12 protein-coding genes, 1 other RNA gene and 1 pseudogene are annotated in these 12,046 nt (G+C 46.6%); 7 read left to right on the top strand and 7 right to left on the bottom strand.

Going from position 1 to position 12,046, the window contains the following annotated elements; translation table 11 throughout:
• The first annotated feature begins 51 nt into the window (after nt 1-51).
• The 3 genes from ssrA to IEX01_RS12160 all read left to right on the top strand — a co-directional run bounded on the left by ssrA (nt 52) and on the right by IEX01_RS12160 (nt 1,150).
• Nucleotides 52-379: a transfer-messenger RNA gene (gene ssrA / locus IEX01_RS12170) on the top strand.
• 259 nt (nt 380-638) lie between these two features.
• Nucleotides 639-878 carry a DinI family protein gene (locus IEX01_RS12165; RefSeq protein WP_188723925.1) on the top strand — a complete coding sequence of 80 codons (240 nt, stop codon included), beginning with the start codon at nt 639-641 and terminating at the stop codon, nt 876-878.
• A complete protein-coding gene (locus IEX01_RS12160; protein ID WP_188723924.1) occupies nt 875-1,150 on the top strand; it encodes a hypothetical protein in 276 nt (91 codons plus the stop codon). The genes IEX01_RS12165 and IEX01_RS12160 overlap by 4 nt, the downstream gene beginning before the upstream one ends.
• Before the next feature lie 241 nt (nt 1,151-1,391).
• On the opposite strand, the gene IEX01_RS12155 is transcribed toward IEX01_RS12160, so the two are convergent.
• Nucleotides 1,392-1,922 (bottom strand): phase 1 flagellin transcriptional repressor, encoded by a 531-nt coding sequence (locus IEX01_RS12155; protein ID WP_188723923.1) that lies wholly within the window; start codon nt 1,920-1,922, stop codon nt 1,392-1,394.
• 89 nt (nt 1,923-2,011) lie between these two features.
• Nucleotides 2,012-3,748: a FliC/FljB family flagellin gene (locus IEX01_RS12150; protein ID WP_188723922.1), complete on the bottom strand. Its 1,737-nt coding sequence runs from the start codon at nt 3,746-3,748 to the stop codon at nt 2,012-2,014.
• Nucleotides 3,749-4,503: 755 nt separating this feature from the next.
• Between IEX01_RS12150 and IEX01_RS12145 the strand changes: the two genes are divergently transcribed.
• Genes IEX01_RS12145 through IEX01_RS12135 form a run of 3 tightly spaced genes read left to right on the top strand, consistent with a single transcriptional unit; the run spans nt 4,504 to nt 7,206 of the window.
• Nucleotides 4,504-4,866 carry a GtrA family protein gene (locus IEX01_RS12145; RefSeq protein WP_188723169.1) on the top strand — a complete coding sequence of 121 codons (363 nt, stop codon included), beginning with the start codon at nt 4,504-4,506 and terminating at the stop codon, nt 4,864-4,866.
• Nucleotides 4,863-5,774 carry a glycosyltransferase family 2 protein gene (locus tag IEX01_RS12140; protein WP_171964950.1) on the top strand — a complete coding sequence of 304 codons (912 nt, stop codon included), beginning with the start codon at nt 4,863-4,865 and terminating at the stop codon, nt 5,772-5,774. Before IEX01_RS12145 ends, IEX01_RS12140 begins: the two co-directional genes overlap by 4 nt.
• Nucleotide 5,775: 1 nt before the next feature.
• Complete coding sequence (locus IEX01_RS12135; protein WP_105532156.1) at nt 5,776-7,206, top strand: glucosyltransferase domain-containing protein; 1,431 nt, start codon at nt 5,776-5,778, stop codon at nt 7,204-7,206.
• 268 nt (nt 7,207-7,474) lie between these two features.
• Here IEX01_RS12135 and IEX01_RS12130 read toward each other — a convergent pair.
• The 5 genes and pseudogenes from IEX01_RS12130 to IEX01_RS12115 form a co-directional block, all read right to left on the bottom strand.
• A pseudogene (locus IEX01_RS12130) lies at nt 7,475-7,729 on the bottom strand (helix-turn-helix domain-containing protein); the annotation flags it as partial.
• Entirely contained in the window at nt 7,729-8,697 is a 969-nt protein-coding gene (locus IEX01_RS12125) for a toprim domain-containing protein (RefSeq protein ID WP_188723921.1), read from the bottom strand. The pseudogene IEX01_RS12130 and the gene IEX01_RS12125, both read right to left, overlap by 1 nt.
• Nucleotides 8,694-10,256 (bottom strand): DEAD/DEAH box helicase, encoded by a 1,563-nt coding sequence (locus IEX01_RS12120; protein WP_505675362.1) that lies wholly within the window; start codon nt 10,254-10,256, stop codon nt 8,694-8,696. Before IEX01_RS12120 ends, IEX01_RS12125 begins: the two co-directional genes overlap by 4 nt.
• Before the next feature lie 476 nt (nt 10,257-10,732).
• Complete coding sequence (locus IEX01_RS21570) at nt 10,733-11,032, bottom strand: hypothetical protein (RefSeq protein ID WP_229701841.1); 300 nt, start codon at nt 11,030-11,032, stop codon at nt 10,733-10,735.
• Entirely contained in the window at nt 11,022-11,216 is a 195-nt protein-coding gene (locus IEX01_RS12115) for a helix-turn-helix transcriptional regulator (protein ID WP_308423949.1), read from the bottom strand. Before IEX01_RS12115 ends, IEX01_RS21570 begins: the two co-directional genes overlap by 11 nt.
• A 105-nt stretch (nt 11,217-11,321) precedes the next feature.
• Between IEX01_RS12115 and IEX01_RS12110 the strand changes: the two genes are divergently transcribed.
• On the top strand, nt 11,322-11,954 hold the full coding sequence (locus tag IEX01_RS12110; RefSeq protein ID WP_188723918.1) for a LexA family protein: 633 nt from the start codon (nt 11,322-11,324) through the stop codon (nt 11,952-11,954).
• The last annotated feature ends 92 nt before the right edge of the window (nt 11,955-12,046 follow it).

Below are 12,046 nucleotides of genomic sequence, written 5' to 3'. Positions count from 1 at the left end.
ATGGACTGGCGTGGCGCCTGCGGTTTCTGCTATACTTAGCGTTACACTTCTGGGGCTGATTCTGGATTCGACGGGATTCGCGAAACCCAAGGTGCATGCCGAGGTGCGGTAGGCCTCGTAAAAAAACCGCAAAAACATAGTCCTGCTCAGAGCCCTCTCTCCCTAGCCTCCGCTCTTAGGACGGGGATCAAGAGAGGTCAAACCCAAAAGAGATCGCGCGGATGCCCTGCCTGGGGTTGAAGCGTTAAAACTAATCAGGCTAGTCTGGTAGTGGCGTGTCTGTCCGCAGCTGCCAGGCGAATGTAAAGACCAGACTAAGCATGTAGTACCGAGGATGTAGGAATTTCGGACGCGGGTTCAACTCCCGCCAGCTCCACCACTTTTGATAGGACTGCAACCGGACAGCGGCAATAAAAACAGCCACTTGCGGACACTGACCAGACAGCAGGCAGACCGAGAAAAGACAAAAATATGCACGTGAAATGCACGTGCATTTTAAAAGAACCCCAGATTTCACGGTCTGGGGTTTTTCTATTTGTAACTTAGAGTAACAATTCCTCTCACCTTTTCGCGCCTTGACAGTGCAAATTTTCACAGTATAAATACTGTATAAAATCACAGGCATATTGGAGGCGGTTATGTTCGTTGAACTGGTTTATGACAAGCGTAATGTAGAGGGCTTGCCCGGCGCACAAGAGATCATACTTGAAGAACTTACACGCCGGGTTCATCTGATTTTCCCTTCCGCTGAGGTCAAGGTTAAGCCTATGCAGGCGAACGGACTAAACAGTAATGCCAGCAAAAGCGATCGGGAGAAGCTGAACCGTATGCTTGAGGAGATGTTTGAAGAGTGCGATATGTGGCTGGTGAGCGAATGATAAAAGATGAAAAAATGTATAAATCAAACGTTGGCCACATGCCAGAGCTTACTGACTTTGCCATGGTGTACAGTGCAGCTGGTAAGATAATAGTTCTCGATCTGGAGATGAAAGACTCACTGACAGACTACGTTGATGATCCTCAGCTATTCCCCGATATACACCTGAGCATTCGTGCTGATATGGCAAGAGAGTTGGCTCATGCATTACTCGAGTGCGCTGATAATATTGATGCGGGATTGACCCATCCTACGATCAGATTGGTTCAATGACTCCATTCGCAACATAAGCGTTTACTATGAAAATGCCGGGTAATAATGCACGTCACTAATGCTTGGCTGGTGGTGAGGTGGCATAGCGCCACCAACATCATCGGCACTTCATCATCCGGCGATCCTTACCTGCTAAGTTACCTGACAACAAGCAGTTCTGAAAATCGCGTCGATATAAACCTTTCTACTAAAGATGAGGGTCGGAGATGCTGCGATGGGGAATGAATCAACTAATAAAATTTTATTTTTCCACAAAATCCGATGATGTTATGCGCATTACCCAATCGAACATAATCTGTATGTGATTGCCATTAGGTCTGATTACTCCAACCTGACAAGCGTTAACGCCGGTTGTTTTCCCCTCAACAGTACGACCATCAGCCATCAGAACTCTTATGCCTACGCCCTGCTGAAAGCATTTATTGCAGATGGAAAAAAAGTCTCTACGGGTAGGTTCGGTAACGGAAGCGTTGAATTGCTCAGGTTCAATCACATACGGTTTAACGTCTGAATCAGCGGGCAACTCTTCTAACGATGCGATGTACTCCATCGAAATTTTTATCCGCTTCGTGCCTTTAGGTCGGCTTGAGGCGTAGATAATATTTTCTTCGGGATAAAACTTTGCAACGTATCCAATGATTGATAACCCGTTGCAACTTACCATTTTGACCGGAACGGCATTAAACCGAAGAAATTGAAGCCTCCTGGATAAAAGGGAATAATCGCGAGGCCAAACTTCCGCTTCCCGTCCGTATGTTATGTCGTTAACCATTAAGCAATACCTACAACTAAATCATTACGATAAACAAAATTTATATATAAAAAACCCCACCGAAGCGGGGTTTATCAAAATATATCGAATTAACGCAGCAGAGACAGTACGCTTTGAGTAGTCTGGTTAGCCTGCGCCAGAACTGAAGTACCAGCCTGTTGCAGGATCTGAGCACGGGACATGTTAGATACTTCAGTCGCGTAGTCAGCATCTTCGATACGGCTACGAGCAGAAGACAGATTGTTTACGGTGTTGCCAAGGTTGGTGATGGCAGAATCGAAACGGTTCTGCACAGCACCCAAGTCGGAACGTAGTGCGTCAACCTGTGCCAGAGCTTTGTCCAGTGCAGCCAGCGGATCGTTAGTTGCAGTGCCAGAGCTAGTAGTCTCAGTAGTAAGTTTACCATTACTATCCAGATAAACAGCAGCGCCAGCTTCAGGTTTATATTTATTATCAGTAATAGCAGCACCGGCACTATTTGTTGCAGCATAATCAGCAACAGTTACAGCCCCAGTATCTTTGTCAACTGCATAAGAAATTGTGTAATCTTTGGTTTTAGTAATATCACCAGCGTTATCAATGTAAGTATCCGCAGATTTACCAGCTGTAAAAGTTAAGGTTGAATTGAGCACTCCTGATTTCAAAGTTACCGTCGAATCAGTAGCAGCAACATTCGTTGCCGCCAGCACAACATCTTTACTTACCGAATCAGTGTAAGTGATCTTACCGCTAACATCATCTGATGTTCCAGCATTGCCATCCGTACCGACAGCGCCTTTAGCCAAGCTATATTCAACGCCTTTGAATGTTAAGGTGCCGCCATTTGCTTGAGCGTTAGTCGCTGTATTAACAAGCGTCGTTGTTGTAGCCGCTGTTGCGTTAGAAGAGTTAGTGGTTAGGTTACCGTCTTTATCAACGAAAGCAGCCTCACCACCAATAGTAATTTTGCCGCTAGAATCTACGTCAAAATTCACTGTTCCTGTGCTTGTTGTCCATTTTCCAGCTTCAGATTTACCAGGATCAGCTTTAAGCTTATTCAGAAATGCAGTGCGATCAGCAGTATCAGTAGCGGTAATTGTTTTTAACGTATTGAAATTGCCATCTTTTGCATTATAAGTATACGTTGTGCCACCAACAGCGACCGTATCACCGTCATTCATTTTACCAAGGGTATCTTTGACGGTCAGTGCTGTATTACTGGTTTTAATGTCATAGTAGCCATCAGCTTGAGCCGCACCGCTCCCTGCCGCATTCAAATCACTTACTGTTGCGGCTTTATTCGCAATAGTACCTTTACCATTCACATTAAAACCATTCAGGCCCAGAGTGCTGGAGGTAATTTCTTTCAGGTCGATAGTAATAGTTTCACCATCGTTAGCGCCAACCTGAATTTTCATAGAGCTATCAGAAGCCAGCACTTTTACCCCGTTGAACTGAGTCTGACCGGATACGCGGTCAATTTCACCCAGACGTTGGGTGATTTCTGCTTGGATGGAGTCCAGGTCAGATTGTGAGTTGGTGCCATTGGTAGCCTGAACAGACAGTTCACGAACACGCTGTAAGTTGTTGTTGATTTCAGAAAGCGCACCTTCAGTGGTCTGTGCGATGGAGATACCATCGTTGGCGTTACGGGAAGCCTGAGTCAGACCTTTGATGTTAGAGGTGAAGCGGTTAGCAATCGCCTGGCCAGCGGCATCGTCTTTTGCGCTGTTGATACGCAGACCGGAAGACAAACGCTCAATAGCGGAGCTAAGGGAAGACTGGGATTTGTTCAGGTTATTTTGGGTCAACAGCGACAGGCTGTTAGTGTTGATAACTTGTGCCATAAAATTTTCCTTTTAGGTTTATTACGCCAGGCGTGCCTGTGTCACTACAAGTTATCGTCAGGTCATTTTGAAACTTTATAAAAAAACCATAAAAAACTTTATTTATTTGTTTTAATTAGAAAAATCATAGTCAATCAACGTCTAAACAAAATCTATATTCATCAATGATGCCCTCATCAGCCACTCACCTACTGAAAAATGTTTGTATCGAAAAAGGTTTTATTAAAGAAAAGTCTTATGTTACCGATATGTTATACACCTGCGTCCTGAACGCGGGATATCAAATAAAAAACCTAAGGGATTGACGCCCGCGCCCGTGCGGGCTTTTTTTCAAATTATTCTCTTCCCTCTGCTTCAGCGCTTTGACTTGCTGAATCCTCAGGCTGATTTTGCTGCTATTTCTCCCGCAGTTGTCGCTCATGTTCTGAACTCAGCTTTATCCATCGGTTCACCTCTTTCAGCGTCCACATCCAGTTGACAGCGTGAAGCTCTTCTCTATCTCCATTGCGGCTCTGAAGGCCGTTTCAATATCTTCTCTGCGCGGCATATCCCCTCCCAATAAAATTATACTGTTTGGATATACAGTAGTTTTATCGAGGAGGGAGATCAAGACGCTTGTGAAAGAAAGCCCTTCGAAGTGGGCTGCCTACAGACAGCAAAAAACAGCCGGAACGGGTGTCTTATTTTTGGTTGTGTCGATCAATATCCGTTGTAATGCTACACTTCTGTCCTTTCCGAATTCACTGATTTCCATAATGTTAAAGTCATTCGCCAAGTACACGTCTATAGGCGTTATCAACACGCTCATTCATTGGGTGGTATTCGCTGTTTGCATCTATGTATTCCACACAGGACAGGCTCTCGGTAACTTCGCCGGGTTCGTTGTGGCAGTTAGTTTCAGTTTCTTCGCTAATGCTCGATTCACCTTTAACAGATCTACCACGACTACGCGCTACATGCTTTACGTGGGCTTCATGGGGTCGCTTAGCGCAGCTGTTGGATGGGCTGCTGATAAATGCTCTCTCCCGCCAGTTGTGACACTGGTCGTGTTCTCAGCTATAAGCCTGGTGTGCGGGTTTATCTATTCGAAATACATCGTCTTCAGGGAAGCGAAATGAAGATTTCACTTGTGGTTCCTGTCTTCAATGAAGAAGACACTATCCCTATTTTCTATAAAACCGTCAGGGAATATGAGCTTCTTAAATCGTTTGAGGTGGAAATCGTATTCATCAATGACGGAAGTAAGGACGCTACAGAGTCAATTATCAACGCGCTGGCTGTGTCAGATCCGTTAGTCGTGCCTTTGTCCTTTACTCGCAACTTCGGGAAAGAACCAGCCCTTTTCGCAGGCCTAGACCACGCAACCGGCGACGCGGTTATTCCAATTGATGTAGATTTGCAGGACCCGATTGAGGTCATCCCGCAGCTGATAGAACGCTGGCGGGCTGGCGCAGATGTCGTTTTAGCTAAACGCACTGACAGATCGACAGATGGGCGACTGAAGCGCAAGAGCGCCGAAATGTTCTATAAGCTGCACAACAAAATCAGCAATCCACAGATTGAAGAGAATGTTGGTGATTTCCGGCTCATGAGTCGAGAGGTGGTAGAGAACATCAAGCAACTGCCTGAGCGCAACTTATTCATGAAGGGCGTACTTTCATGGGTTGGTGGCAAAACTGATGTAGTCGAATACATACGCGCAGAACGTGTGGCTGGCAACACTAAATTTAATGGTTGGAAGTTGTGGAACCTGGCACTTGAAGGGATAACAAGCTTCTCGACTTTCCCTCTTCGGGTGTGGACATATATTGGACTTTTCGTGTCGGCAATGTCTTTCCTGTATGGCGGCTGGATGATATTAGATACGCTAATTTTTGGTAACCCAGTTAAAGGATACCCCTCCGTCATTGTTTCGGTGCTATTCCTTGGGGGGGTTCAGCTTATCGGCATTGGCATTATGGGTGAATATGTCGGTAGAATTTACATAGAAACTAAAAAAAGACCAAAGTATATTATTAAGGATTGACATGAACAACCGCATAAATGTAACTTCAACAGCTCTTGCTTTGCTGTTCTTTTTACCTTTTATATTGCTGGGGCCTAAATATTTTGACGACCTTAGCAGACTAAATTTAGGTTACTTCTATTGGTCTGTGGATGGTCGGCCATTAGCGGAGCTTATATTTAAAGGTATTTCCTTTGGTGGTCAGCTGACTGACCTTTATCCATATACATACATCTTATCTATAATTTTATTATCTTATTCAACGGTCAAATCTGCGCCAAGCGAACTGGGGGTTAAAGGCGTCATCATATTTTCTTTATCTTTTATAAGCTGGAATTTCATTCCAAACGCGGCTTATAGATTTGACAATGTAACGATGTCTTTGTCTCTGGTGATGTCCATCCTTGCTGCTGTTAAAAGCTTCAAAAGGCATGACGCCATTATTAAAATCATCATGATCATATCCTGTCTTAGCCTTTATCAGCCATCACTTGGCGCGTATTTATCTATAGGCATTTGTTATATATTCGTTAAAGCAGCAAAAGAAAAGCATATCTCTTTGAGTTCTTTTTTAAAAGTGGGATGTATAGCAATTATTTCAATTGCGGCTTATAAGATTTTAATAGTTAACTTTTTTGTGGCTGGAGACTATGCAGGAAGTAACGGAAAAATAGCAGGAAGCACCAATGAAATAATAAATAACCTTTATCTATATTATAACTTCTTGAACGCTAGCATTCCACAATTTATGTTTTACATGTATGCGGGCACTCTGCTTGCTTGCTTTGCACTTTGTTTTATTCTTGCGTTTAGTCATGAAATAGATAAAAAAAATAAATTAACAAATATTGCCATATTAGTATGCCCACTAATCGTTACTTTATCGACACCTTCTTTTTTTCTTATATTACATAAAGCACCTGATTACGCCAGAGCGTATACATCTTTTGGGGCTTCGTATGTCAGCCTTATTGTTATATCTATATCATGCGGATTTATAATTAAAAATAAGTTAGGGGTATTTTTATCTAGAGTATTTACTGTTTTTGCAGTCATATCTATATGCTATACTCTATCAGCAGTATCTGCGTTCTGTGGCGTTTATTCTGATATGGAAAAAAAATACGAGAATGTAGCCTACACAGCCTCTATGTACGTGAATGAAAGCACCAAGTGCCTCGCAGTAAATGGAGTGATGCCAGAAAACAAAAACGAAGGACTTATATCGTCAAAATTCCCTTTCATGAAGGGAATTAGACCTGTATATGCTGAAAATTATTTGTCATGGATGGTTTTTTACATGAACAACTACGGATTTGACTTACGTTCATGCGACAACGAAAAATGGAATGATAGCGTTAAAAACTTAGCTAGCTACGAGTTAAAATTTCAATCTCCACTCTTTGATGTAAGATCAAAAGACGAAGTTATACTCATAGATTTTAAAAATTAAAAATTCTGGGTGGAATTCCACCCAGAAAATATCTACTAAATTACCCCAGCCTAATAAATTCTCCTCCGCTAGCTGCCACCCAGTCTTCACCGCCAGCGTTTATAACAACCACCTTAGCGTTAGCGCCGCTAACAACGGGCGCTGTGTTATTGGTTTTGGTGGTGTCGCGCGACAAATCTCCACCGATAAACGTGACTTTAAGCGACCCTACGCCGCCACTATCAACGGAATAAATCGGAGTAGGCCCGGCAGCTGCTTGTTGATCGATTGGTAAATACCCGTTCACCGTCAGAGAGCGTACAAAGCTGGGGTTAGCGAACGAACTCAGGGCCTCTTCCACTGCGTCCAGGTGTGCCGGTTCATTCAGCCGGATTACTTCCAGCACCCACAGATAAGCATCCGTCTGCTTATGCCCGGTGATTTTCCGTTGCTCAGGAAGCGGCTTGATGTTCGCCGGTGCAGTGATATGAGCTGCCGTCGGAATGGTGAAAAGTGCTTTATGTTCGGTGTTATCTGTACGCATTACGCAGCCGCCTTTTTCTTGTGAAAAACCAGTTCACGAACCTGATCGCCGTTCATGAGCATGTTGTTGAAGTCATCGTGATCCGGCCAGTAGACGCTTACCTGTTGAAGGTCGTTCTTTGCCAGAAGATTGGCATGGGCGCACTCGTAAGCCGCGGCCAGCCCTGTAGCGCTGTTCTCATCACGATCAGCAAAAATAATCAGGTGCCTGACTCCCGCCGGCACCCGGAATTTCTTCATGAATCCGCTGTTGATGGTCGCCCAGGTATTCACCTTGTAAATCTGGTGCGCAGACAGTGCTGTTTCGATGCCCTCGGCGATGCCCAGCGTGCTGGCCACCGGAAACATTCGGATTGCCACAGACCGGGCGTGATCCAGATAGTTATTCTCCTGCAGAGACTTGAGGCGCTTGGCGCTGGTGCCGATGTCGGCTTTTTTTGAACCGTCCAGAAGCGTCTGGTGCAGATAACAGAGCTCCCCTTTGTCATCGGTTGCCAGTGAATAGAGAGACTGGAAAACCAGACCGTTATGGCGCTGCTTATCATTGAAGCGAATAGCTTCTGCTGGCAGCTGGTAAATGCCGCGCGCGTTCAGATACTGCGCGCCTGAAGTGCCACGCAGAGGGGTAAGCTTTGCGAATTTGCTGAGTACCTTTCTCCGCAACTTGGAAGCGTCACTAGCCTCGGGAACTTTGTCACGCCTAAACGTATTGCCGATCAGTTCATCGATTTCACGGCAAACCTCGTTGAATGGTTTGCCCTGGGTGGTGGTCACCAGTTTCAGACCGTCGCCGCTGCCGCACGTACAGATCCAGGTGCCCGCTCCATCACGATCATCAATGCGGAATTTGCCAATCGAGTCACATACCGGGCACTTCCCTTTGAAGTGGTTCTTCCCGGTGATCGGCGGCAGCCCGTAATGCTCGAAAATCATGGCCCACTGGCCCTTTGCTGCTTCTGCCGTCTTCATACTCGTTTCCCTAACTGCTGTCTGATATCACTTACGATCTTTTGCGCCTTTTGCAGCGCCGCCGGGTTCGGCTGAGTGTCCTGCTGCGGTTGCTGCTTTTCTCGCTGCTTGGCAAAAGCAATCTGCTTGTGCTTGATGAAGTTCGAAACCGTGGGGGTAATGTCCATCGGATAGTCGCTCAGTCCGCGTGGCCACTCGCCGAAACGCTCATGGAACGTGTGCTTACACCAGCCGTCACTTACCGGTGTTTTGCCCAGGGATTCGCGCTGCTTCTGGTAAAACTTGATCTGACTCCACCAGGCTTGTTTTTCGGCCTTCGTCGGCTGCGGCTTATCCTTACCCAGCTTTTTGAGCTTGCGCCCGGTGTCGGTGTCGATGTCCTCGCCTGCCAGCGGCTTATGGCCGCACTTCGGGCAGACATAGACGCCAGCTGGTTTCATGTAGTGGCATTGCGGACATTCGTGCGGCAGCTTTTCTTCGCGTTCCTCAGCTGCCCGGCGTGCGCTTTCCTCCATGCCGTCAGATTTACCGGGGAGATCGTCATACTCGATAGAATCCGGATAGCCCAGGCGGTGAACGGTGCCGCTGTGATCAAAGATGAGGCAGGACTCTTTTCCCGGTGCGGTGCGCAGACCACGCCCGAGCGCCTGCAGCCAGCGAATTTCGCTCTTGGTTGGCCTGGCGTAGATGATGCAGCGAACGTCGCTGTCGAACCCGGCCACCAGCACGCCCACGCTGACGATGATTTTCGTGGCGCCTGTTTCAAAGCGGTGAATGATGGTCTGCCGTTCATCCACCGGGGTATCAGCGGTCATTACCTCGGCATTTACGCCAGCCTGGTTAAACCGGATGGTCAGGAAATTGGCATGGGCTACGTTCACGCAGAACGCGATTGTCGGCAGATCCCGGCCATGCTCCAGCCAGTTTTGGACGATATCACCCACCAGAGTAGAGCCGCACATAATCTCGGCCAGCTGCGCCTCGTTGTAATCGCTGCCGAACTCCAGTGATGGAGATGATTTAACGCCTTTCAGATCCGGCTTGGTGGGCGCGTAAAACTCGTAATTACTCAGGTCACCGCGTTGAATCAGCTCGCCGATGGTGGTCGGTTTAATGAGTCGGTCATAATATTTTCCCAGGAACGGGGAGAACGGTGTACCCGACAGGCCAATGACTTTCACGCCTTTAGCGCGCAGGCGAACAATATCCTGCAGGATGCGTTTTTTACGCAGGTGCGCTTCGTCGATAATCAGCAGATCGATGTTGTCAGGGAAAACACGGCGAATAAGTGTATCGGCGCTCGCAATCTGAATTTTCCGAGCCGGATCGTAATTCGGATGGTCTGCCCAGATATAACCAATCTCATCGCCGGGCAGCCCATACTCAACAAAGCGATTAGCTGTCTGACCAATCAGGATGGTGTATGGCGCGCAGAACAGAACTCGCATGCCACGGCTGACGAACCCGGCAACGATGAAAGCGGCCAGCCCTGTTTTACCGCTGCCGGTCGGCGAGTACACCATGAAGGTGTCGTGTGCCTTCCAGTTACGGCGCAACATGTTGAGCGCGCGTTCCTGTGCAAAGTTCGGTGTGATAGTCAGCTGCATTGTGCTGCCCCCGCGGTAATGAGATAATAATTTTGTGACGTGGTGTTCATGGATACCTCTTCACATGGCTGGCGGCCTCCCCAAAGGTTGCCAGCCTCCTTTCTGAATCAGCTCCCCTGAAATGCACTCTTCCAGGAAGAACCTTCCTCAATTCTCTGCGCCTTCAGCTTCTGTACTACCTTGCTGATACGGTCGCTTTTTTTGGTGTAGCCCTTAAGACTGAGATCTACCTAACCTATGGATCTCTCCTGTTGGAAAAGGCCCTATTCCTACCCCTGCACCCAATCCCCCCCTTACCCCCCTTTCCCTCTTCCCCATAAAAACGTACTATTTCCCTAGTACATATGAGGAATCGGGTAAGACGATTGCTAACCTGAACAGGCACCTTTAAGCCTGCATCTGCTCGGGTGCCTTTAAACCCGAAACTATCAGGAGTTCAGTTGCGCTCCAGCCAGGGGCGGTTCGGCGGTATACCCCTGCAAAGCCCTGCCCTGGTTCTTCACAAAAAGACGGAGCCGGGTATTTGCCTCATGCCTGGCCCGGTTCTCCTTTCGGAAACTTACGGGCTCAGCGTCTAACGCTTCCTGGTACACAGCTGCATATCGTTGAACTGCTTTTTGCCGTGCTGCTGGGGTCAGGATCAGCAGCTGCTGCTTAATCCACTCTGAATCTGCCTGGCTACATATTTGCGGCATCGACAGTTCTGCCTTAAAGAAATCATTCTCCATAAAGCAACCAGTGAGCTTCACACCCAAGCGCTGCAGCCAGTTCAATAAGAAGGCGTGGCCTCTTGGTCTCTCCAGACTCAATTGCCTGTAACGATTGCTGACGCATACCTACCTTTTGAGCTAACTGGGTCTGGGACAGGCTTAACTCAGCTCGTTTTTGCTTGACTCGATGAGCGAGATTCATCATAAACACCTCACAGTTTTATCTGTATATTTCTACAGAATTTACTGTTTGTCAATTACAGTTTAACCTGTAAGCATTAATAAACTCACTTACAGGAGCAGGCGCATGGGATTGGCAGAGCGGGTAAAACAAAAAAGAATTGAGCTTGGACTTACCCAAACAGAAGCAGCAGAACTTGCCGGCATACGTCAGCAATCATGGCAAAGTATTGAGGATGGAAAGACTCTAAAGCCACGTAACATCATTGGCATAGCGAAAGCGCTACGTTGTGATGCCAACTGGCTTATGAATGGCGGAGCATTTAAGCCGATCTCGGAGGTGAACAGCAGGAGAGTTCCATTGATTAGCTACGTTCAGGCAGGAGCGCTCGCAGAAAAGCCACCAATAGAAGCCTTTGACGGTAGCTTTGAGTACATCCTTACTGATTCTGATTTATCTGAGTTTAGTTTCGGGCTTCGTATCGAAGGTGATTCTATGGAGCCTGATTTCAAGGATGGCGATGTAATAATCGTTGATCCCGAGATTGAGCCTTGTCCAGGAGAGTTTGTAGTAGCAAAAAATGGCGGTAACGAAGCTACTTTTAAAAAATATCGTCCAACTTACACTGACATGAATGGCTGTCAGCATTTCGAACTCGTCCCTCTTAATGATGATTACCCTATAATCAATAGCGATAACCAGCCACTAACCATCATCGGGGTGATGGTTGAACATCGGATTTTTCGCAGAAAACGGTAACGCCCCTTTTAGATTTAAAACCGGCTTTTGCCGGTTTTTTTTCGCCTTACATAATTAAATATTCAGAAAATACAATTACATATGTGAAATTG

It is taken from the genome of Franconibacter daqui, from assembly GCF_014644275.1.
GTDB classification, from domain to species: Bacteria; Pseudomonadota; Gammaproteobacteria; order Enterobacterales; family Enterobacteriaceae; genus Franconibacter; species Franconibacter pulveris.
Note: the sequence above shows the minus strand (reverse complement) of the source record. Positions and strands in the feature narration are given on the sequence as shown.